This is a genomic window from Pseudoalteromonas sp. SR41-1 (assembly GCF_014164015.1).
GTDB lineage: Bacteria > Pseudomonadota > Gammaproteobacteria > Enterobacterales > Alteromonadaceae > Pseudoalteromonas > Pseudoalteromonas distincta.
Genome location: NZ_JACJEK010000004.1, coordinates 109,858 through 133,954, shown reverse-complemented (window position 1 = coordinate 133,954; position 24,097 = coordinate 109,858). Strand labels below are relative to the sequence as shown.

The following is a 24,097-nucleotide window of genomic DNA, read 5'->3' as shown; positions in this document are numbered from 1 at the left end:
TATTTTGAGGGCGGAAAAACGTGTTGATAGCTAGGCAAAAAATTCACTATTCAGTTGTTCTAAATGAGACTTTTTTAACGCAGGTAGCGACACGTTTAGCCCCGCAAAATGATTAAGTATTATTGCGGATTGGTATAACCATTCGATAATGCAGAGTATCGGTATTACTTGATTAGATATTTTATCGTTGGGTTTCGCTTCGCTCAAACCAACCTACTCAAAAGCAAAAAGCCCCGCATTTTCATGCAGGGCTTTTTAAATTTTGCTGCTTGAGCAATATTAGCTCATAGCGCTTTGTAACTTTTTCATCGCTGTTTTTTCAAGCTGACGAACACGCTCAGCAGATACACTGTACTTTTGTGCAAGCTCCTGAAGGGTTGCTTTATCATCAGACAACCAACGCGCGCTAACAATATCTTGTGAACGTTCATCTAGTGTTTTAAGTGCGCTAAATAAACGGGTATGCGCTTGCTCTTTCCACTGCTCTTGTTCAACGTCGTCAGCTAAGTCAGCTGCGCCATCTGTTAAATACTGTACTGGAGAGTATGTACTTGTTGGTGCATCGTCGTTATCGTCACCAGTTAGGTCAAAGCCCATGTCTTGGCCGCTCATGCGCGATTCCATTTCACGTACTTCTTTTTCACTCACACCTAGCTCGCTAGCAACAGTGCTAACCTCAGCTTGGTTGAACCAGCCTAAACGCTTTTTGTTTTTACGAAGATTAAAAAACAATTTACGTTGCGCTTTAGTGGTTGCAACTTTAACTATGCGCCAGTTTTTAAGAACAAACTCGTGAATTTCGGCTTTAATCCAATGCACTGCAAACGACACTAAACGTACACCCACTGTAGGGTCAAAACGTTTAACCGCTTTCATCAGGCCTATATTACCTTCTTGAATAAGGTCAGCTTGTGGTAAGCCGTATCCCGAGTAGCTTTTAGCAATATGTGCTACAAAGCGTAAATGCGACATAATGAGTTGCTTGGCAGCACTAAGATCGCCTTCTTCCTGAAGTCTTTTAGCAAGTTCTTGCTCTTGTTCAACTTTAAGCATAGGAATAGTGCTTACCGCTTGAAGGTAACCGTCCATGCTTGCGCTTTGTTGTCCGACTGTAAGTGCCATTGCGTATAAATCTTTACTCATTTTTCACCTCGGTGATAAACATTTGAAACTATCTTAGCACTCTTTCTCTAAGAGTGCTAACCCCAATTTAAAACTTTTTAAAAGTATAAATCAAGCAGTTTTTAGTATGTGTTTAGTCTACTACAAGCGACTGAATAAGTGATGAATTGAGGAGTTACAGCCAATTAACCTAACCGCATCACCTTATTTACAACTCATTACTTTATGGGAGGATAGTACACAAATATGACAGTTTTAATAATGGGAGGTACAACCCAGTCCGATACGATACGCATATCAAGCTGGGTTCGTTCACTTATAGTTTGCAGGGTTTTTTATACTTTATCGGGTTCTATTTCTTTAATATATCGATTTACAGAAAGGTACGAGCCTACAAATCCTAAGCTTGTTGCAAGTAACACTAAAAAGCCGAGTTCATTAAGCGATAATCCTATTAACGAAAAGCTTGTTTGATACACCCCCGCCACACTGCTCACAGCGCTTGAAAGCCACCACATCATCAGACCTACGCATATAAAGGCAAACAAACCACCTATTACACCATACCAAATACCGGTCCACAAAAATGGGGCATGTATAAAGGTGTTCGTTGCGCCTACTAGCTTCATTACTTGTATTTCTTCTTTTTTATCCATGATCGACAAACGAATGGTGTTACCAATAATAAGTGTCACTGAGGTAAGTAGTAATAATGCGATAGTTATTACACTTTCTTTGAGTAAATCTAGTAATGCATTTAAACGCTCTAACCAGGCTATATCGAGCTTACCAAAATCAACTTCACGTTCACTTTCTAATTTAGTTAGCAGTACTTTAGCTGCATTTGGATGTCTGTGACGTTTTGTTGGAGTAACGAGTACCACATCCGGTAATGGATTTTTATCTAAATACTCCAAAGCTTGCCCAAAGCCAGATACGTCTTTAAATTCTGTTAATGCCTGTTGTTTTGAAATAAACTCAACACTTTCCACTTCTGGGTAAAGTGCTAAACGCTTTACTAATGTTTGCGTTTCTTGCTCGTTCATACTTTCTTTTACAAACAACGATATTTCACTCGCCTCTTCAAAGCCACTACTCACTTGCTGTACGTTTTTAACGACTAAGTAAAGTGTTGCAGGTAACGTTAGGCTCAAACCAAGTACAGCGATAGTCATCATAGACGCAAGCGGCGTGCGCCACATTTCACCTAAGCTATGCACACCTTGGCGAAAAATATTAATAATAAAAAAATAACCGCCAGCTAATACTGATTTTTTTTGCTTGTCGTTACTATTTTGGCGACCTTTAAAAAGTAAACTCATAGTGCCCCCTCAGCAAGCGGGTCTTGAAGCATACGGCCATCTTTTAAGGTTAAGCTACGATACTTCATACGTGCAACCAAACCCAAATCATGCGTTGCGATAAAAACAGTGGTACCGTGTTTATTAAAGTCTTCAAACAACTTGAGTATTTCCATTGAAAGCTCTGGATCAAGATTACCTGTTGGTTCATCAGCTAGTAAAATTGGTGGGGAGTTTACAATAGCTCTGGCAATACCAACACGTTGTTGTTCGCCTCCAGAGAGCATTGAAGGATGACATTTCACTTTGTCAATTAGGCCTACCTTGTCAAGCGCACCATGGACCCGTTTAGCTATTTGCTTATGGTGAGTCCCCTCAATAATGAGAGGTAATGCCACGTTATCAAAAATAGTGTAGCGCTCTAATAACCTATGGTTTTGAAAAATAATACCTATATCACGACGAGCATAAGGAATTTGACGCGAGTTTACTTTGTTTAAATCAACACCGTTGATAAATACACTACCTGCTGAAGGACGTTCCATTAAGCTAATTAACTTAAGCAACGTACTTTTACCCGCACCACTGTGGCCAGTTAAAAAGGCAAGTTCACCCGGTTTAATATGAAAATTAACTTTTTCGAGGGCGCGGTGCCCTCCAGGATAGGTCTTACTTACTTGCTGAAAATTTATCATCTTTTTATTATGCCAACTCCATTAACACATTAATGAAATTAGTATTCCTCGCAATTAAAAAGGGAGCTAGCTCCCTTTTTTGGTAAATTAAACGTCGTCCTCATCTTGGCTAAATAACGCATCAATAAAATCATCGCTTTTAAAAGCGCGTAAATCATCAATACCTTCACCAACACCAATGTAACGAATTGGAATATTAAACTTATCTGCAACCGCAAAAATAACACCACCCTTTGCAGTTCCATCAAGTTTTGAAAGCGTAATACCAGTTAAACCAACACATTGATTAAACAGGTTTACTTGGCTAATTGCATTTTGCCCTGTGCCTGCATCGATAGTTAGCATCACTTCGTGCGGCGCATCAGGATCAATCTTTTTCATTACACGAGCTATCTTTTCAAGCTCTTGCATTAAATTATCTTTATTTTGCAAGCGCCCAGCTGTATCAGCAATTAACACATCTATATTACGTGCTTTGGCCGCTTGGAATGCATCAAACACAACTGATGCACTATCTGCACCTGTATGCTGTGCAATAACGGGAATGCTGTTACGTTCTCCCCAAACCTGAAGCTGCTCAACAGCCGCCGCTCTAAACGTATCACCAGCAGCCAGCATAACCGACTTACCTTCGTTTTGAAATTGCTTAGCCATTTTACCAATAGTCGTTGTTTTACCAACACCATTTACACCTACCATTAAAATAACAAACGGCTTTTTATCTTCGCTTATGACTAAAGGCTGTTCTGCCGTTTTAAGCATCGCAGCCATTTCTTGTTTCATTAACTCATAAAGCGCATCACCATCTTTTAACTGTTTACGGTTCGCTGCATCAGTTAAACGATCAATCAACTTCATGGTAGTATCAACGCCTAAATCGGCGGTGAGTAATTGAGTTTCAAGATCTTCAAATAATTCGTCGTCTATTTTTTTTCCACTAAAAATAGACGCAAAACCAGAACCTATATTAACGCGAGTCTTTAACAAGCCTTTTTTAAGACGAGAGAAAAACCCTTCTTTTTTTGGCTTTTCGGCTTTTTTAGCTTCTTCAATTGCAAGTTCTGCTGTGATACGTTCTTGTTCTAAACGCTCATTTTCTGCTTCTTCAGCTGCAATACGTTCTTGCTCTAAACGCTCATTTTCTGCTTTTTCAGCCGCAAGGCGTTCTTGCTCTAAGCGTTCATTCTCTGCTTTTTCAGCAGCAAGGCGTTCTTGTTCTAAACGCTCGTTTTCTGCTTTTTCAGCTGCAAGGCGTTCTTGCTCTAAGCGTTCATTCTCTGCTTTTTCAGCTGCAATACGTTCTTGCTCTAAACGCTCGTTTTCTGCTTTTTCAGCTGCAAGGCGTTCTTGCTCTAAGCGTTCATTCTCTGCTTTTTCAGCTGTAAGGCGTTCTTGCTCTAAGCGTTCATTCTCTGCTTTTTCAGCTGCAAGGCGTTCTTGCTCTAAACGCTCATTCTCTGCTTTTTCAGCTGCAATACGTACTTGCTCTAAGCGTTCATTCTCTGCTTTTTCAGCCGCAATGCGTTCTTGCTCTAAAAGCATCTGCGCTTCTTGTTCTGCTAAGCGCTTCGCTTGCTCTTGCCTTTGAGCTTCAGCATCCGCTTGTTCTTTTGCTAATAACTCAGCATTCGCTTGCTCTATTGCAAGCTTTTCGGCTTTGATTGCCTCATCTTGTTTTTCAAGGCGTATTTGCTCTAGTCGCTCAGCCTCTACTTTTTCTGCCGCTAATCGTTCTTGCTCTAAGCGCATCTCTTTTTCTTGATCGGCTAAACGTTGCGCATGTTTTTGTCTTTGCGCCTCGGCATCTGCTTGCTGTTTTGCAAGCAATTCAGAATTGGCCTGCTCAATGGCAATCTTTTCCGCGTTTTCAGCACGCTGGCGTTCTTGTTCTAAACGCTCTGTTTCAGCCTCTGCTTTTAACCGTTCAGCTTCAGCTTGCTCTTGCGCTAGTTTTTCTTGCTCTAGCTTCTGGGCCTCTTCTTGCGCTAATACTTGTTGTTTATCAGCTGCTGCTTTTTGCTCTGCTTCTTTTTTATCTGACTTGCCAAAACCGAGCCACGACATGAATTTACTTTTTTTTGTCATACTTGCTAATAACCACTTATAAAAATCTGATAAACTAAAATTTGAAATAGCTTGGCAATGCCCAGCAATAGTTGCTAATAAATACAACCATTCAAAACGTAAGTGTTCAATAGTAACACTTTTAATGCGGTTGAAAAATGAAGCTACACGTAATCGCCCATAATATTATCTGAGCTAGATACCATATACCATTTTTTAGTGAGCTAAATGAGAAAAAAAACAACGCAAAATAAAGCTACTAACAAGCCAAGTGATGGCTTTATTAGAGTGATTAGTGGTCAATTTCGAGGCCGTAAACTCCCGGTTAAAAACGTAGAAGGCTTGAGACCTACTACCGATCGAATTAAAGAAACTGTATTTAATTGGCTAATGCAAGATACGCGTGACGCAAATGTACTTGATTGTTTTGCCGGTTCTGGTGGATTGGGATTTGAAGCACTATCTCGATTTGCTAAAAGCGCTACATTTATCGAGCTCGACTCATTAGCTGCTAAGCAATTAGAACAAAATATTAGCACTTTAAAGCTCGACAACGCATACGTTAAACATACTAATTCGCTCTCCTTTTTAGAGCAAAAAAACACAAACGAAGCTTTTAATCTTGTATTTGTTGACCCACCATTTCGTAAAGATTTAGCGCAAACAACCTGCGATTTATTAGAAAAAAACCAATGGTTAAGTAACGACGCATTAATTTATGTTGAAGTAGAGGCAGAGCTAGCTGCCTTAGAAACACCAACCAACTGGTTGTTAATTAAAGAAAAAAAGGCAGGACAAGTACTTTGCCAACTGTACCAGCGACAAGCAAATTAATACTGTTTAACGTAATGCGTTTCTGTTAATATTGTCCTTTACATGTGGTGTTGCTTCGGATTACAATACCGCACCATTTTTGAACCACTTGATCAATGTTTGATCAACTTGAGCAACGCTCATAATTTAGGTAGGTGAATTTTTAATGCCAGTAATTAAAGTAAGAGAGAACGAACCGTTTGACGTAGCACTTCGTCGCTTCAAGCGTTCATGTGAAAAAGCAGGAATCCTTTCAGAAGTTCGTCGTCGCGAGCACTATGAAAAACCAACAGCTGAGCGTAAGCGTAAAAAAGCTGCTGCAGTTAAACGTCACATGAAAAAACTTTCTCGTGATAACGCTCGTCGCGTTAAATTATACTAATATATTAGGTCTTGTATAAATGAGCCTTTTAATAACGCTAAAAGATGCGCAAAAAGATGCGATGAGAGCTAAAGACAAGCAACGTCTTAACCCTATTCGTATGGTACTTGCTGCAATCAAGCAACGTGAAATTGACGAGCAAATAACGCTAGACGACGCAGGTATTACCTCCGTTATAGTGAAGCTTGTTAAACAACGTCGTGACTCTTACACTCAGTACAAAGATGCTGGGCGTGATGATTTAGCTGATATTGAAGCCAATGAAATAGTAGCGCTTGAAACTTTTTTACCTAAACAATTGAGTGAAGAAGAAATAATTGCTCTCATTGACGCGGCTATTGCTGATACTAATGCAGCAGGTATGCAAGACATGGGTAAAGTAATGGGTATAATCAAAAGCAAAGCTGAAGGTCGAGCCGATATGGGTAAGATTTCTGGTTTAATTAAGCAACGATTAACTGCCTAATACTCCCACATACATTAAAGTATGATTGAAGTAAACCGAGCCTAGCGCTCGGTTTCTTTGTTTTTAACTTTAATAAAAAGTACACCGATTAGGTTACTTTAAAATGAAATTTTTTATAGCTTCCCTATTTATTTCGCTGTCATTTTGGTAAGTTAAAGCACACTATATTTTGCATCAAGCAAGTATAAAAAAGTAAATTTCATATTCGTTCTTCTTCTTATTATTTCAGGACTGTATTTTACTAATGGCCGGAAAGATCCCACGTAACTTTATAGACGATTTACTTGCCAGAACCGATATTGTCGACCTGATAGACTCAAAAGTAGGTCTAAAAAAAGCAGGTAAGGATTATCAAGCTTGCTGTCCATTTCATAACGAAAAATCTCCCTCATTTACTGTATCGCAAGACAAACAGTTTTATCACTGCTTTGGGTGTGGCGCTAATGGTAATGCAATTTCGTTTGTAATGGAGTACGAAAAGCTAGAGTTTGTAGATGCTATTGAAGAAATAGCCAGCATGCTTAACTTAGAAGTACCTCGAGAACAAGGCGCAAATTCAGCACCAGAGCGTACGGCTGCGCAAAAGCGCTCCGATTACGACTTAATGCTTCATACTGCTCGCTTTTATCAGCACCAATTAAAACACCATAGTAATTCTGCTGCTGTTATTGAGTATGTTAAAGGCCGTGGTTTAAGCGGTGAAACTGTTAAAAAATTTATGATTGGCTACGCTCCCAGTGAATGGGATGGGCTATGCCTACAGCTTGGTCGTAATAAAGAACAAAAAGAGCAATTGGTTGAGCTAAAGCTAGCTTCAGAAAAAACACCAGGCAGACAATTTGATTTTTTTCGCGATCGCCTAATGTTCCCTATTCGCGATAAACGCGGACGCGTTATTGCATTTGGTGGGCGTGTAATGCAAGCCGACCAAGGGCCAAAATATCTAAACTCGCCAGAAACCCGAATTTTCCATAAAGGCTTTGAGCTTTATGGGCTTTACGAAGCAAAGCAAGCCCATAAAAAACTTGATCATGTAATGATTGTTGAAGGTTATATGGATGTTGTTGCCTTAGCTGAACAAGGGATTGAATATGCAGTTGCATCACTGGGGACAGCAACAACAAGCGAGCACATGCACACTTTATTTAGAACTACTGATAAAGTAATCTGTTGTTACGATGGCGACAGGGCTGGCCGTGACGCTGCTTGGCGGGCACTTGAAAATGCACTCCCTTATTTAAACGATGGTAAAGCACTACAATTTGCATTTTTACCAGATGGCGAAGACCCTGACTCGCTTGTACAAAAAGAAGGTAAGGAGCAATTCGAATTGCGCCTAAGCCAAGCAGATGACTTTACCAAAGTATTGTTTAATAAATTAAGCCAAGAGGTTGATTTAACACTCGATTCAGGAAAAGCTAAACTTCTTAGTGCAGCACTTCCACTAATTGAAAAAATTCCAAGTGAGTTTTATCAAGAAAACATTCTTGAACAATTAGGACGCTTAATTGGCAGAACGCGTGAGCAGTTGAATAGCCGTTTAAAAACGCCTAAACAACAACACTCTATTGAACGTAAATTTAAAATAACACCTATGCGCCAAGCTATCGGTATATTGATCCAGCACCCTAATTTAGCTAAAAGTGTGCCGTATTTACCTGAGCTTGCACAAATGAACATTGCTGGCATAGGGCTGTTATTACGATTACAAGAACAAGCTTTAGAAAAAGAAAATGTGACCACTGCGCAACTGCTCGAGTTTTTTCGAGGAACTGAAGATTACGAGCCATTAATCAAGCTTGCAACGTGGCAACATGAGATAAATGAAGAACGTCTAGAGACGGTTTTTAAAAATACTTTCAAGTTTATTGAAGATCAGTGTTTAAATTATCGACTCGAGACCCTATTAATAAAGGACAAGACACAAGGCCTTAGTAGCGATGAAAGGCTTGAGTGTCATTTGTTAATGACAGCGTTAAAAGCGACTAACAGTTAGGGTCTGTTTATCTTTCGAGGTTAAGTTTACAGCAGTGTGTTTGGTATTTAGACAAGACAGAGCTTATGTAGTGTGGTTATTCCACATAAATAGGCGATAACGCAGCATAAATACCAAACACGCGCTGCCCTTTGGGTTCGACCCAAGGGAGGTTTACTCTTTGTTGCTCGGTTTTACTTAGCCCACTAGGTTACAAACCTCGCGCCGCGATTAAACCACCCTTGGATAGAACAAACTTTAATCCTGAAAGACTAACAGACCCTAGTCAAAATTGATTTAAACTGTTATACTGTGCTATTCACTGCGTCACATTATTCTAGTTAGCTTTAATGCAAACTACATGATGGCGCCTGTTGTATCAACTTATCAGAGTGGAAGAAACAATCTCTATGGATCCAACTCCTCAGTCACAATTAAAACTTCTGATTCAGAAAGGTAAAGAGCAAGGCTACTTAACTTTTGCAGAAGTAAATGATCACCTTCCACAAGACATTATAGACTCAGATCAAGTAGAAGATATCATAAGCATGATTAATGACATGGGTATCAAGGTTAGCGAAAACGCGCCTGATGCTGATGAATTAATGATGCAAGAAACAACGACAGACGAAGACGCAGCTGAAGCTGCCGCTGCAGCCCTTGCGACTGTAGAAAAAGAAATCGGCCGTACAACGGATCCAGTTCGCATGTACATGCGCGAAATGGGTACTGTTGAACTTCTTACACGTGAAGGCGAAATTGTAATCGCTAAACGTATTGAAGAAGGCATTAATCAAGTACAGATTTCTGTTGCAGAGTACCCTGAAGCAATCACTTACCTACTAGAGCAGTGGGATAAGTTTGAAGCTGAAGAAATGCGTTTAAGCGATATTATCGTTGGCTTTATCGATCCTAATGAAGATACAGCGCCAATTTCAGCAACTAACATCGGTTCAGAATTAAGTGCTAAGCAACTTGAGGACGACGATAAAGATGACAAAGATGATGCTGATAGCGATGATGAAGATGAAGAAGAGATAGACACAGGGCCAGATCCTGAAGAAGCTCGTATTCATTTTGAAAATTTACGTGATTTATATAATAAAGCACGTGATACGTTTGAAGCTAAAGGTCGTTCGCATCCTGAATCACAAGCAGCCATTTTTGAAATTGGTGAGCTTTTCAGAACATTTAAATTAATACCTAAACAGTTTGACCGCATGGTAAATAACATGCGTGAAATGATGGATCGTGTTCGTGTTCAAGAACGCCTAATCATGAAGCAAGCTGTTCAAATTGCTAAATTACCAAAGAAAACATTCGTTAAGCATTTTGCTAATAACGAAACTGACGCTTCTTGGGTTGATTTAGAAATTTCAGGTAACGAAAAGTATTCAGCTAAACTTGAAGAAGTTAAGCCAGAAATCATTCGTAGCATTAATAAATTATCTGTTATTGAACAAACAACAGGTTTAAGCATTGAGCGTATTAAAGACATCAACCGTCGAATGAGCATAGGTGAAGCGAAAGCACGCCGTGCGAAAAAAGAAATGGTTGAAGCTAACTTACGTCTTGTAATCTCAATTGCTAAAAAATACACAAACCGTGGCTTACAATTCTTAGATTTAATCCAAGAAGGTAACATTGGTCTGATGAAAGCGGTTGATAAGTTTGAATATCGCCGTGGTTATAAGTTCTCTACTTATGCTACGTGGTGGATACGTCAAGCAATCACACGCTCTATTGCTGACCAAGCAAGAACAATCCGTATCCCTGTGCATATGATTGAAACGATTAATAAACTTAACCGTATCTCTCGTCAAATGTTACAAGAAATGGGTCGTGAGCCAAATCCAGAAGAATTAGCAGAACGCATGATGATGCCTGAGGATAAAATCCGTAAGGTACTTAAGATTGCTAAAGAGCCAATTTCAATGGAAACACCAATCGGTGATGATGAAGATTCTCACTTAGGTGACTTTATCGAAGATACAACTATTGATTCGCCAATCGATTCGGCAACAATGGAATCTCTTCGTGGCGCAACTAACGATGTACTTGCAGGCTTAACAGCTCGTGAAGCTAAAGTACTACGTATGCGTTTTGGTATTGATATGAATACCGACCACACCTTAGAAGAAGTAGGTAAACAGTTTGACGTAACACGTGAGCGTATTCGTCAAATAGAAGCGAAAGCGCTGCGTAAATTACGCCACCCTTCTCGCTCAGATTTACTGAAAAGCTTTTTAGACGCTAAATAATTTTAGCGCTACTATATAAACTAAAAAGGCCGCTATAGCGGCCTTTTTTCTATTTGAAGGAAATAACCATGGCTTGGATCCAAATTCGTATTAATGCCAATGCTGCAACAGCTGATGCCGTAAGCGATCTATTAATGGAAGCGGGTAGCGCTTCAGTAACCTTTATTGACGCAAAAGACACCCCTATCTACGAGCCTAAAATTGGCACCGTTGTGTTCTGGGCTGATACCACAGTTATTGGCCTGTTCGAAGCTAATCATGATATGAACGCAGTCGTTGCGTTATTGAAGCGCCATGATGAGCTAAAAGACAATTTAGTATACAAAATCGAGCAACTTGAAGATAAAGACTGGGAACGTGAATGGATGGATAACTTCCACCCTATTCAATTTGGCGAAAAACTATGGATTTGCCCAAGCTGGCGCGACATTCCTGACCCTGATGCTGTAAATGTATTGCTAGACCCTGGCCTTGCTTTTGGCACGGGTACGCATGCAACAACGGCCTTGTGCCTTAAATGGTTAGAAAGCCAAGATCTGACGGGTAAAACGGTTGTTGATTTTGGTTGTGGCTCAGGCATTTTAGGTATTGCAGCTATAAAACTAGGTGCAGAGCGTATGATTGGGATAGATATTGACCCTCAAGCGCTTGAAGCTAGCCTTGATAACGCGAACCGAAATGGTGTTGCAGACAAACTCGAAGTATACCTTCCAGAAAACCAACCTGAGTTTAGTGCAGATATAGTAGTGGCCAATATTTTAGCCCAGCCACTTCGCGAATTACATAGTGTGATTTTAGGGTTATTAAAGCCAGGTGGTAAAATTGCCATGTCAGGTATTTTAGAAGAACAAGCACAATCGGTTGCTGACATTTATGCACCGTTTATTGAACTAGATGACATTGCCGTTGAAGGTGATTGGACTCGAGTAAGTGGCACTAAAAAAGCGTAATAAATCGAACAATCAAATCTAGAGCATTAACTCAAAACATGCATGTAAAGCCTGTATTTAACAGGCTTTACTATTTTTTTACATATCCAAAAATTTTCTAGTTGTCTTGTAAAAAATAAAATCTGTATGAATTTCAAACAAATCAACCTACTTGTCATGTGGTTATCAAATGTCAATACGAAAAGGGCAAAAAAAAGTTACTTTTGTTCAATTTATAGCCTTTGATTTTTGTGAAAAAAACCGTAAACTTAGCGCCCCTTGAAAAGAGGCCTATTGAATATAGTGCGTATCGGTAAATACCAACTTGAGAATAATGTAATTGTCGCGCCAATGGCAGGCATTACAGACAGACCATTCAGACAACTTTGTCGACGCTTAGGTGCGGGCTTAGCTGTGTCTGAAATGCTATCGTCAAATCCTAAGGTTTGGAAAACAGAAAAGTCGATGAACCGTATGGATCACAGCGGTGAGTCGGGTATACGCGCGGTGCAAATTGCAGGAGCAGATCCTGAGCTTATGGCGCAGGCCGCACAATTCAATGTTGCTAATGGTGCACAGATCATAGATATCAATATGGGGTGCCCAGCAAAAAAAGTGAACAAGAAACTCGCAGGCTCTGCCTTATTACAGTTTCCTGAACTTGTGGAAGAGATTATTGATGCAGTCGTTAATGCTGTTGATATACCTGTGACACTTAAAATCCGTACAGGATGGGATCCGGATAACCGTAATGGTGTAGAGATTGCGAGAATAGCTGAACGTTATGGCATTGCATCACTTGCTGTACATGGGCGTACGCGCGCATGTATGTACAAAGGTGAGGCTGAGTACGCCACGATTAGGGATATAAAACGTTCAGTGTCGATTCCTGTAGTTGCCAATGGTGATATTACATCACCAGAAAAAGCAAAACAGGTTTTAGACTATACGGGTGCAGATGCCATTATGATTGGCCGAGCCGCCCAAGGTCGCCCTTGGATATTTAGGGAGATAGACCACTATTTGCGAACTGGGGAACATTTACAGCCACCTGCTATTGCAGAGGTGCGCAGTATATTAATGGAGCATTTAACAAACCTCCATATGTTTTACGGTGAGCCAATGGGAGCGCGAATTGCTCGCAAACATGTATCTTGGTATTTGCAAACCCATGACAGTGATGGTCAGTTTAGGCGAGTATTTAATGCGCTCGACAACCCACAGGCACAGGTCGTCGCATTAGAGCAATACTTTAAAACACTAGCAGCTAACTAAGAAAGAAAGAGACTTAATAATGTTCGAACAAAACGTGACTTCTCCATTTATCACTAACCCTCATGTTCAGTCACACGAGAAACCGCAGCCATTGCGTGATGCAGTAAAAAAAGCTGTTCACCACTATTTAAAGCAGCTTAACGGTCAAGATGTGCAAGACGTTTACGACCTTGTTCTTTCAGAGCTAGAAGCGCCATTACTTGAAGAAGTAATGACATATACACGTGGTAACCAAACTCGTGCAGCAATTTTACTAGGTATCAACCGTGGTACTTTACGTAAAAAGCTTAAAAAATACGGCATGAACTAATACTAATTATATTGAAAGCGTAAGTATTCTAACGAGCTAAACAAGCCCATAACGTCGTTAAAAGTTTTTTATGTAGAATAACTACACTGCAAAATTTTTGCCTTGTTATAGACTTGTTTTTCTATCGTTATTACTACTTACTAATCCAATACAACTGGTATTTTGCAAAAAAAGCACCTTAGGGTGCTTTTTTTATGCCTACAGTTTATTAACTAAATTGCAAAATGCTCACGCTTATTGAGCCTTTATAAGTCGTTTTTTGAGTAGTAATCAGTTAAAATGCCCGCTTCTAAGCTAGCTCATTAACTGAGGAAATCAAACTACAATGGATACTCATCGTCCCATTCGTCGCGCACTATTAAGTGTGTCTGATAAAACCGGTATTGTTGAATTTGCCCGCGCACTTGAAGCGCAAGGCGTTGATATTTTATCAACTGGCGGCACATGTAAACTACTTGCTGATAACGCCATAAAAGTGACTGAAGTATCAGATCACACAGGCCACCCTGAAATCATGGATGGTCGCGTAAAAACCCTTCACCCAAAAATTCACGGCGGCATATTAGCCCGTCGCGGACAAGATGAAAGCGTAATGGCAGATAACAACATTTCTGCTATCGACATAGTTGTAGTTAACTTATACCCCTTTGCGAATACAGTCGCTCAAGAAAACTGCAGCCTTGAAGATGCCATTGAAAACATTGATATTGGCGGCCCTACAATGGTTCGTGCAGCAGCTAAAAACCACAAAGATGTAACAATCGTGGTAAACGCGAGCGACTACGACCGTGTTATTAGCGAAATGCAAAACAACAATGGTTCAACAACGTACAAAACACGTTTTGATTTAGCGATTGCCGCCTACGAGCACACTGCACAATACGATGGCATGATTGCTAACTACTTCGGTAAAATGGTGCCTGATTACACCGAGGAAGCTGCTGTAGAGACTAAATTCCCACGTACTATCAATATGCAGTTCACTAAAAAGCAAGATATGCGTTACGGTGAAAACTCACATCAAGATGCTGCTTTTTATGTTGAAAATGACATTGCTGAAGCATCAGTTGCAACAGCAACTCAATTGCAAGGTAAGGCCCTTTCGTTTAACAACATTGCAGATACCGATGCAGCACTTGAATGTGTTAAAGAATTTGACGTACCTGCGTGCGTAATTGTAAAACATGCTAATCCGTGTGGTGTTTCAATTGGCGACAATATTCTACAAGCATACGAGCGCGCTTTTAAAACAGACCCTACATCAGCATTTGGTGGCATTATTGCCTTTAACCGAGAGCTAGATGCAGCAACTGCACAAGCAATTGTTGACCGTCAGTTTGTTGAAGTAATTATTGCACCTAGTATTTCGAGCGACGCTGCAAAAATTGTTGAAGCTAAAAAGAACGTGCGCCTATTAGAATGTGGACAGTGGACAGGTAAAGCAGCTGGCCAAGATATTAAACGCGTTAACGGCGGTATTTTAGTTCAAGACCGCGACTTAGGCATGGTAACGCAAGGCGACTTAAAAGTTGTTTCTAAGCGCCAGCCTTCTGAGCAAGAACTTAAAGATTTACTGTTTTGCTGGAAAGTAGCTAAATTTGTTAAATCAAACGCAATTGTTTATGCCCGTGACGGTATGACCATTGGTGTAGGCGCAGGCCAAATGAGCCGCGTATACTCAGCTAAAATTGCAGGTATAAAAGCCGCCGACGAAAACCTTGAAGTTAAAGGTTCAGTTATGGCGTCTGACGCATTCTTCCCATTCCGTGATGGCATTGACGCAGCCGCAGCCGCTGGCATTACTGCGGTAATTCAGCCTGGTGGCTCAATGCGTGATGAAGAAGTGATTGCAGCTGCTGATGAAGCTGGCATGGCAATGGTACTAACTGGTATGCGCCATTTCCGCCACTAATCACACAAAGGGTTAAACGTTGGTTTAACCCTTTTTGTTTGCTATAAATTCACGTATTCTGATTATTCAATAACCTATTTAAAATTATAATGTGAAGGAACAAACAATGAAATTTGCGCTAAAATCGCTACTTGTAGCCACACTAACAATGACATCGACTATGGCGCTTAGCCATAACCACGAATCAAGCCTTGAACATGCACTTCAATCAAGCGAACGCAGTGCTAAAAACAGCGCTCGTGATGAATATCGTCACCCAGCTCAAACACTTGCATTTTTTGGCTTTAAACCAACCATGACAGTTGTTGAAATTGCACCCGGTGGTGGTTGGTATAGTGAAATTTTAGCGCCAGCATTAAAAGAACAAGGCACTTATTTTGCCGCGCACTTTCCTGCTGATTCATCAGTTGGCTACTACCAACGCTCTCTTGCAGGCTTTAAACAAAAAGTAGCAGAAGATGAGCGCTTTAGTAGCGTTAAAATTACTGAGTTTGCACCTGTAACACATTTAGATATTGCGCCAGCTGGCAGTGCCGATATGGTTTTAACATTTCGTAATGTACATAACTGGTATATGGGCAAAGATAAAAGCGGTGCACTAAGTGCATTCCAAGCTTTTTATAAAGCCCTTAAACCAGGCGGTACATTAGGTTTAGTTGAACACCGTTTAGCTGAAGAGCGTGCTGATGAAGATCAAAAAACATCAGGTTATATGAAGCAGAGCTACGTAGTAGACCTTGCTGAACAAGCTGGGTTTGAATTAGTAGCAAGCAGTGAAATAAATGCAAATCCAAAAGATACAGCCGATCACCCTAAAGGTGTATGGACGCTACCACCAAGCTTAAGACTCGGCGAACAAGATGCTGACAAATATAAAGCCATTGGTGAAAGCGACCGCATGACGCTGAAATTTAAGAAACCGCTTTAAATAGGAATTTTCGCCATGAATGTTTTAGTCATTGGCAGCGGCGGCCGCGAACACGCACTTGCGTTTAAAGCCGCTCAAAACACCAAAGTAAATACTGTATTTGTAGCCCCTGGTAATGCAGGTACTGCACTTGAACCAAAACTTGAAAACGTAGCAATAAACGTTGACGACTTAGATGGTTTACTTAGTTTTGCACAGCAAAATAAGGTAGAGCTTACTATTGTAGGTCCAGAAATACCGTTAGTACTGGGTGTTGTTGATAAGTTTCGTGAACATAACATGGCTATTTTTGGACCAACGGCGGGCGCAGCTCAGCTTGAAGGTTCGAAATCGTTTACTAAAGACTTTTTAGCACGTCATAAAATCCCAACGGGCGACTACCAAACGTTTGAACAAATTGAGCCTGCCCTTGCTTATTTAAAAGAGAAAGGCGCGCCAATTGTTGTAAAAGCAGATGGTTTGGCTGCGGGTAAAGGCGTAATTGTAGCCATGACGGAGGCCGATGCCGAAGAAGCTATTCGCGATATGCTTGCGGGTAATGCTTTTGGCGATGCGGGAAGTCGTGTTGTTATTGAAGAGTTTTTAGACGGTGAAGAAGCGTCTTTCATTGTAATGGTTGATGGTAAAAACGTATTACCATTTGCAACAAGCCAAGATCATAAACGCGCTTACAATGGCGATGCGGGTCCTAACACGGGTGGCATGGGTGCATACTCACCTGCGCCAGTTGTTACTGATGAAATCCACCAGCGTATTATGAACGAAGTGATCTACCCTACGGTAGAAGGCATGGCAAGCGAAGGCCATCCGTACACCGGCTTTTTATATGCAGGTTTAATGATTGACGAAACAGGCACCCCTAAAGTAATTGAGTACAATTGTCGCTTTGGCGATCCTGAAACTCAACCAATGATGCTACGTTTGCAATCAGATTTGGTTGAATTGATTGAAGCTGCTAACCGTGTAGAACTTGATAAAACAACAATTGAGTTTGACCCACGCGCAGCCGTTGGTGTTGTACTTGCCGCTAAAGGCTACCCTGGTGATTACCCTAAAGGTGACGCTATTTCGGGGCTAAAAGTGGATTACCCTGCAGGTGAAAAAGTGTTTCATGCGGGTACTAAACAAAGTGGCAATGACGTTGTAACCGCAGGCGGTCGCGTATTATGCGCAACAGCACTTGGTAACACTGTTACGCAAGCGCAGCAACGCGCCTATGAGCTTGTTAAACAAATTAGCTGGGATGGTATGGAATATCGTACAGATATAGCTTACCGTGCTATTGCACGCGAGCAATAGCCTATAATACCTATTCATTGGTATAACCAATTAATTTAACTAAAAAAGCGCAGTTTCCCTGCGCTTTTTTAGTGCTACACTAATTAAAAGGTTTTTTAAAAGTAAATTAACGTTGGAACTAAGAACTTTACGTTACCATGCAATTGCTGTTGCCATACTGATTTTTATATTTTTTATAATCAGTACATTGGCATCAAACTTAGTCGTGCCTACACGATATACAATTGATAAAACGGCTCCAATGTACCTCGATTACGCCTACTATATTGACGAAACCAAAACTAAAAAATTCGATACCATCATTAACCAACCTGAATTACTTACTCATCAACCATTTTCAGATGTTCCATGGAGCTTTAGCCAACAAAATTATTGGTTGTTTCTTGATTTAGAAAATAAAAGTCTTAACAAGCAAAATGTTGTAGCACATTTTGACAACCCTATGGTCGATCACCTTACGGTTTATCGCCTCGATAAAAATAACAAACTAATTGAAACATACAAACTCGGCGATAAAGAAGAAGCCCTCTCTTTGTTTGAATACAGCGTACCGCATATTCGCTTTTTAGTAGAAAGAAAATCATCACAACGCCTAGTAATAAAAATAGACACAATAGGCATAAGTAAAACACCTGTAAACTTGTATCGTGATAAAGAGTTTATTGACTTAGTACGCTCTCAAACTGGGATCTGGGGTATTTTTGTAGGCGTGCTATTGATGGCTGCGCTTTACAACTTGGTGCTTTATTTTGGTATAAAAGACCGTGTTTATTTAATTTATATTGGCTACATCGTCAGCGCTATTACACTAATGGGTGCAGTACTGGGCTTTGGTTTTTATTTATGGCCTAAGCAATGGCAGCTCTTTATTCACGAACAAATTGTGTTTAGTAATTATGGGGTCGCCTTTTTCACCCTTGCTTTTTGCACCATGTTTTTGCGCTATCATAAAGATAAATGTTGGCGTTACAAAATGAGTATAGCTCTACTTTGGCTTATGTTTACTCTTGCTGTATGTAGCTTGTTTATTCCTGAAAATATAGCGGCTCCTATATTTTTTGGTGTAATGGTACTGCTTTATATTACTTGTATTATTTTAATATATAACAAGTTACGCAGTGGTTTTAGGTGGGCTAAGTTTTATGTTTTATCATGGATACCGCTAATTTTTGGTGCGGCAATTCAACCTATGGAACTCACTGGTGTTTTACCGTATACCTTTGCAACCCGCCATGCCTTTTTAGTCGCTATTTTGTGCGAAGTTATTTTAATGGCGATGGCATTAGCAGACAGGGTAAGGTATCAGCGAGAACGTGCGCTTTACCATGCCACGCATACACAACAAACACGATTACTCAATAGCTCCAAGCTAAAACAAGCATTTATGGCACTACAGAGCCAAAATCGCTCAACAACGTTGTGTTTAATAAAAATACGTCACTTTAATTCACTCAATACGATTATTACCTCTTCTCAGGGCTACACACTTATAAAGCATATAGCCAAAGAGCTTGAATTAGAACTCAGCCATGAACGTGAATTTACAAACCTCGAAACAGATTTAAACACCAGTCCTCGCTTAGCCGATTTAAGCAGTGGTGTATTTGCCTGTATTTCTACAAAAACACAAAACCAAGAAATGCTAGAAGCACTACTGACTAAAATAATTAGTAGCCTACCAAAACAATATGAAATTAAAGGGCTAAACCTGCAGCTTAGTTACAGTATAGGTATTAGTAGTGCAGGCAAGACTAACGACTTTGAATATTGGTTAAAGCGTGGTTATTTAGCGCTTAAAAAAGCAAAAGGTAGCGTTAATCAAGTTGGGTCATCGTCAAACGGTAATAATCTGATGATGGACGTTGCTCTAGCCGCTAAGCTGCAACAAGCAATCAAAACAAATCAACTGGCGCTTTATTACCAACCTCAAATAAACTTATTAAGTAACCACGTAAGTGGTGCTGAAGCTTTATTACGTTGGCCCGACCCAACTTACAGCAACTTATCAATTGAAGAGCTAATAATACTTGCTGAACACACAGGTATTATTAACGAGCTAACACTGTGGGTAATAGAGCAAGCTTGTAAAGACATAGTTGAGCTTACTAAAAATGGCTATAACGAGCACACAATTAGCGTAAATTTAAGTGCTAAAAACTTAACCATAAATAATTTAGCCGAAAAAGTAGAAAATATTTTAATTAAATACCAAGTGCCGGCACACTTACTTAAATTTGAACTAACCGAATCGGCCTTCGTAGATAGTCAAGATGCACTTATAAAGTTAGTTGATGAGTTAACCGCATTAGGTATTAAAGTGGTACTGGATGACTTTGGGACAGGCTACGCGTCACTTAGCTACTTAGTTAATTATCACTTTAGTGAGCTTAAAATAGATAAGTCATTTGTTTTTGATTTGCCTAACAACCCAACTCACCAAGTTATAGTACAAACAGCCATTGATATGGCGCATAACCTCAATTTATCAATAACAATTGAGGGGGTAGAAACCCAAGAAATCCATCACTTGCTCAAAGATATGAACGCTGATTCCGCCCAAGGTTATTTATACGCAAAAGCACTGCCTTACACCGACTATTTACACTTCTTAAAAAGCCAATATAGCTTAAAAATGTTAGACTCCTCTTTTTAACATCTTTAGGGGCCAAGTAAAGATGCAAGGCACACTGCGTAAACTAAAATCGAGCTTAACCGAACCAGTACAATATCACTTACCTGTAGGTGAACACTTAGTAGACTTAAATGCATTTATAGGTAAGGAGCTTACGCTTACCTTTAGTGGCACTATTTTATGTTCTAACTGCGGTAAAAAAACCAAAAAAAGCTATTCTCAAGGTCACTGTTTTGTATGTATGCGCAAGCTTGCTAGTTGCGATATGTGCATAATGAAACCAGAAACCTGCCACTACGATCAAGGCACTTGCCGAGAGCCGCAGTGGGGCGAAGAAAACTGCATGATCCCACACTATGTGTATCTCGCTAACACCTCAGGTTTAAAGGTAGGTATTACCCGCCACACACAAATACCGACTCGCTGGGTTGATCAAGGCGCCACTCAGGCATTACCTATTTTTAAAGTGCAAACTCGCCTGCAATCTGGTTTAGTAGAAGTTGCATTGGCTGAATTTATTGCCGACAAAACTAATTGGCGCAATATGCTAAAAGGTCAAAACGACGCAATTGACTTAAAAGCAGCGGCAGCCGAGCTGATCCCACAAATTAGTGAAAAGCTAAACGAGCTCAGTGAATTATTTGGCGCAACAGCAATAGAGCAACTTGATGAAGATGTGGTTGATTTAAACTTTCCAGTAACCGAATACCCAACAAAAATCAGCTCATTTAACTTTGATAAAGACCCTGTTGTAAGTGGTGTTTTACAAGGTATTAAAGGTCAGTACTTAATCTTTGAAAAAGGCGTTATTAATATACGTAAATTTACGTCTTATGAAGTAACCGTAGGCTAACGGGCCATGTTAAACAGCTACCCACAATTATTGGTTATTTATAATGAGCTTGAGATAGCCCATAACCAACAAGAGCAACAAGAGTGCTTGCACAGCGTTACGCAAAGTGAGCTAAGCGATGTGCGAGTACTTAACAAGCAAGGTGACTACCTTAATTTACAAGGCACTGTTTGCCCTAAATTGAATGGCGAGCAACTAGCACAGCTTGTTACAGCTTACTTATTAAATGAAGGGCAATGCTGCCTTAGTAAAATCAAAACCCTAAGTACTGCGCAGGCGTTTGATTTACTAGGGCTATAAACACTCTCTTTATTTAAACCTCAGTAAGCACTTTTATATGCGCTACAGCACTGCGACCTAAAGCTGATAGCGCATAGCCACCTTCTAAATACGAAATAACCCCTTTACAACCGCCCTCTTTAGCAACACCACATAGTTGCTCGGTAAGCCAAATATAGTCATCCTCTACAAACTTTAAGCTTGCCATATCATCTTCTAGGTGAGCATCGAACCCTGCGCTTATAAAAAGTAATTCAGGTTTAAACGCTTTTAATTTTGGTAACCATTGCCCAGTAAACACCTCTTTTAAATCGTCGCCATTACTGGCAATTGGCAGAGGTGAATTAACTATATGGCTATTATTTTTAACCGCTGTATTTGGATAAAACGGATACTGAAATAACGAACAAAGCAGTACATTTTCGTCATCAATAAAAATATCTTGCGTGCCATTACCGTGGTGTACATCAAAATCCGCAATAGCAATGCGCTTAACCCCTTTGCTTTGTGCGTACTTAACAGCAATAGCTAAGTTATTAAACACACAAAACCCAGATGATGAGTTTTTATTAGCGTGATGCCCTGGCGGGCGTACTGAGCAAAAAGCAGCATCGAGTTTATCGGCAAGTATTTCATCAACCGCTAACAATCCTGCACCTACTGCCCGCTCAATCGCTTTAAACGAATCGGGGCACAGCCACGTATCGCCATCTAAATTAGCGAGCCCTTCTGTTGGTAGCGTATTTTCTACGTGTTTAAGTAAAGCTTCATCGTGAGCAAGTAAATAATGCTCACGCTCGGCCTTGGGTGCTTGGAGGTGTGTTAAGCCAACATCTACGCCGCTGGCAAGTAATCGGTCTGTGATGGCATCTAGACGTTCTGGGCACTCGGGGTGGTCGTCTATCATTTTATGCTTACGGCAATGAGGATGAGAAATAACAGCGGTACGCATAAAAAGTCCCTTACAAGGTGTAAAAACTTAATATAGCAAAGCCACCGATGGGTGGCTTTGCGACTTTGGTTTATATCAATACTTTAAATATCATTATTAACTATTTTGCTTTTAAATGTAGGTTTCTAAAGTCAAAGCTAAAGTCGGTCACTTGTGTTGATACCGCACGCATTTTGGCACTGTTTACACGATTTTGTGAGCTCATTTCAAAACGAATAAACGCATCCGCCTCAAGTAGCTTTTCATCCCACTTAACAATAAATGTATTACCAGTGTAATGCTCAAGAGTGCCTTTCAAGCGTTTAGTGTGGGTAAAATCAATGCGTAATTTACCATCTAACTGCTCAATAATTACATCGCCATACCAATCATCGTGTAATGTACCGGTGTAATTAATGTTTGGTAATTGTGGTTGGTAGTCAGCGGGGGCTTCTGGTTTTGCATTAACATACGCTTGTTGTTTGCCTTCAAAATGGCTTTTAGCTAAATCCTCTACCCAGTCTTTATCTTCAAGCTCAAGTGCATCTTCAAGTACTTCATGGGTTACCGCCGAAAGCGCACCAAAAGCTTGTTGATTAGATAAAATAACAATACCAAGTTTTTTCTCAGGCAATAAAGTAACTTGCGATACCATTCCTAAAATACCACCGCCATGACCTAGCTTTTTAAAGCCATGGTAGTCTTCAATGCTCCAGCCTAACCCATAACCCCTAAACTGCTGATGATACGATTCAAACGCACTTTTAGACGCCATAGATGTAATATGTGGGTGCCACATTTGCGCTTGTTGCTTTTCACTAAATAGCTGCTCGCCACTTGGCATTTTACCGCCTGCTAATTGCGTACGAAGCCATTGGCTCATGTCGCTTACACTTGATGCAATAGCGCCTGCGCCTCTAAAGTCCTCAAGATAGTTCACAAAAAATGGATGAAGCGTGCCATCCATAGGAATATGACCTGTCGCCCAGTTTTTATTACTTTTAGGAATACGTGAAAAGCCCGCGCGTGAGTTATCCATATGCAGCGGCTGTAATATATTTTTTTCGATGTAATCGTTCCAGCTCATCCCCGCCACACGTGCAACCACTTCACCAGCGGTAACAAACATCAAGTTGTTATAAGCGTACTTACTACGAAAGCTGCTCGCTGGTTTTAAATACTGTAATCCCGCTAAAATTTCATCAACTGATTTATCGGTACTTGGCCAAATCATTAAATCTCCTTGCCCAAGCCCAAGCCCACTGCGATGACTTAATAAGTCACGAATACGCATTTCGCGTGTTACGTACGAATCGTACAATCTAAACTCGGGTAAATGATCAATTACGCGATCATCCCAGCTTAATTTACCTTCATCAACCAACTTTGCCAGTGCCGCAGTAGTGAATGCTTTTGTGTTTGAAGCAATACCAAATAAAGTGTCTTTGTTTACTCTTTTGTTGGTATCGAGATTAGTTACACCAAAGCCTTTAGCAAATATTACTTTATCGTTTTCAACAATGGCAACTGCCATACCGGGTACGTCAAAACGTGCCATTGACGCTTTAATTACGTCGTCAATTTTGTTGGTATCAACTTGTGCCCAGCTGCTAAACGTAGTGCCTGCTAATAGTGCAATTGCGGCAAGTTTGGTTAATTTCATATCAATC

At 40.3% G+C, this 24,097-nt stretch carries 20 protein-coding genes; 14 read left to right on the top strand and 6 right to left on the bottom strand.

The genetic code is table 11. The features are described 5' to 3' along the window. Positions 1-279 precede the first annotated feature (279 nt). The 4 genes from rpoH to ftsY form a co-directional block, all read right to left on the bottom strand. Positions 280-1,143 (bottom strand): RNA polymerase sigma factor RpoH, encoded by an 864-nt coding sequence (gene rpoH / locus H5118_RS04755; protein ID WP_002957791.1) that lies wholly within the window; start codon positions 1,141-1,143, stop codon positions 280-282. A gap of 314 nt (positions 1,144-1,457) precedes the next feature. Then, entirely contained in the window at positions 1,458-2,444 is a 987-nt protein-coding gene (gene ftsX, locus H5118_RS04750; protein WP_002957792.1) for a permease-like cell division protein FtsX, read from the bottom strand. After that, entirely contained in the window at positions 2,441-3,118 is a 678-nt protein-coding gene (ftsE, locus tag H5118_RS04745) for a cell division ATP-binding protein FtsE (protein ID WP_182747958.1), read from the bottom strand. Before ftsE ends, ftsX begins: the two co-directional genes overlap by 4 nt. Positions 3,119-3,205: 87 nt before the next feature. Further along, a complete protein-coding gene (gene ftsY, locus H5118_RS04740) occupies positions 3,206-5,203 on the bottom strand; it encodes a signal recognition particle-docking protein FtsY (protein WP_182747957.1) in 1,998 nt (665 codons plus the stop codon). A gap of 207 nt (positions 5,204-5,410) precedes the next feature. On the opposite strand from ftsY, the gene rsmD reads away from it, so the two are divergent. From rsmD to H5118_RS04670, 14 genes are all read left to right on the top strand, one after another. Next, positions 5,411-6,016: a 16S rRNA (guanine(966)-N(2))-methyltransferase RsmD gene (gene rsmD, locus H5118_RS04735; protein WP_182747955.1), complete on the top strand. Its 606-nt coding sequence runs from the start codon at positions 5,411-5,413 to the stop codon at positions 6,014-6,016. Between the two features lie 145 nt (positions 6,017-6,161). Further along, entirely contained in the window at positions 6,162-6,377 is a 216-nt protein-coding gene (rpsU, locus tag H5118_RS04730) for a 30S ribosomal protein S21 (RefSeq protein WP_002957797.1), read from the top strand. A 19-nt stretch (positions 6,378-6,396) separates the two neighbouring features. Further along, positions 6,397-6,843 carry a GatB/YqeY domain-containing protein gene (locus H5118_RS04725; RefSeq protein ID WP_182747953.1) on the top strand — a complete coding sequence of 149 codons (447 nt, stop codon included), beginning with the start codon at positions 6,397-6,399 and terminating at the stop codon, positions 6,841-6,843. Positions 6,844-7,087: 244 nt separating this feature from the next. Beyond that, on the top strand, positions 7,088-8,839 hold the full coding sequence (gene dnaG, locus H5118_RS04720; protein ID WP_165744708.1) for a DNA primase: 1,752 nt from the start codon (positions 7,088-7,090) through the stop codon (positions 8,837-8,839). Between the two features lie 389 nt (positions 8,840-9,228). Next, positions 9,229-11,079, top strand: coding sequence for an RNA polymerase sigma factor RpoD (rpoD, locus tag H5118_RS04715; protein WP_002957800.1), 1,851 nt, complete (start codon positions 9,229-9,231; stop codon positions 11,077-11,079). A gap of 68 nt (positions 11,080-11,147) precedes the next feature. Next, complete coding sequence (gene prmA / locus H5118_RS04710) at positions 11,148-12,029, top strand: 50S ribosomal protein L11 methyltransferase (protein ID WP_002957801.1); 882 nt, start codon at positions 11,148-11,150, stop codon at positions 12,027-12,029. A 282-nt stretch (positions 12,030-12,311) separates the two neighbouring features. Continuing rightward, positions 12,312-13,283: a tRNA dihydrouridine synthase DusB gene (gene dusB, locus H5118_RS04705; protein ID WP_024597553.1), complete on the top strand. Its 972-nt coding sequence runs from the start codon at positions 12,312-12,314 to the stop codon at positions 13,281-13,283. 19 nt (positions 13,284-13,302) lie between these two features. Further along, on the top strand, positions 13,303-13,593 hold the full coding sequence (gene fis / locus H5118_RS04700) for a DNA-binding transcriptional regulator Fis (RefSeq protein ID WP_002957804.1): 291 nt from the start codon (positions 13,303-13,305) through the stop codon (positions 13,591-13,593). A gap of 325 nt (positions 13,594-13,918) precedes the next feature. Then, a complete protein-coding gene (purH, locus tag H5118_RS04695; protein WP_024603688.1) occupies positions 13,919-15,505 on the top strand; it encodes a bifunctional phosphoribosylaminoimidazolecarboxamide formyltransferase/IMP cyclohydrolase in 1,587 nt (528 codons plus the stop codon). 106 nt (positions 15,506-15,611) lie between these two features. After that, entirely contained in the window at positions 15,612-16,433 is an 822-nt protein-coding gene (locus tag H5118_RS04690) for a class I SAM-dependent methyltransferase (RefSeq protein ID WP_024603687.1), read from the top strand. Positions 16,434-16,448: 15 nt separating this feature from the next. Further along, a complete protein-coding gene (gene purD, locus H5118_RS04685) occupies positions 16,449-17,732 on the top strand; it encodes a phosphoribosylamine--glycine ligase (RefSeq protein WP_138489712.1) in 1,284 nt (427 codons plus the stop codon). 112 nt (positions 17,733-17,844) lie between these two features. Next, positions 17,845-20,385, top strand: coding sequence for an EAL domain-containing protein (locus H5118_RS04680; protein ID WP_182712046.1), 2,541 nt, complete (start codon positions 17,845-17,847; stop codon positions 20,383-20,385). Between the two features lie 22 nt (positions 20,386-20,407). After that, the gene (locus H5118_RS04675; protein ID WP_024597548.1) at positions 20,408-21,217 is read left to right on the top strand and encodes a DUF2797 domain-containing protein; all 810 of its coding nucleotides are present in this window, start codon (positions 20,408-20,410) and stop codon (positions 21,215-21,217) included. A 6-nt stretch (positions 21,218-21,223) separates the two neighbouring features. Further along, positions 21,224-21,517 (top strand): hypothetical protein, encoded by a 294-nt coding sequence (locus H5118_RS04670; RefSeq protein WP_182747951.1) that lies wholly within the window; start codon positions 21,224-21,226, stop codon positions 21,515-21,517. 13 nt (positions 21,518-21,530) lie between these two features. Here H5118_RS04670 and H5118_RS04665 read toward each other — a convergent pair whose 3' ends face one another. Together H5118_RS04665 and H5118_RS04660 are read right to left on the bottom strand one after the other, a co-directional pair. Continuing rightward, positions 21,531-22,448, bottom strand: coding sequence for a histone deacetylase family protein (locus H5118_RS04665; protein ID WP_149593802.1), 918 nt, complete (start codon positions 22,446-22,448; stop codon positions 21,531-21,533). 100 nt (positions 22,449-22,548) lie between these two features. Beyond that, positions 22,549-24,090 (bottom strand): serine hydrolase, encoded by a 1,542-nt coding sequence (locus H5118_RS04660; RefSeq protein WP_182747949.1) that lies wholly within the window; start codon positions 24,088-24,090, stop codon positions 22,549-22,551. Positions 24,091-24,097: the final 7 nt, after the last annotated feature.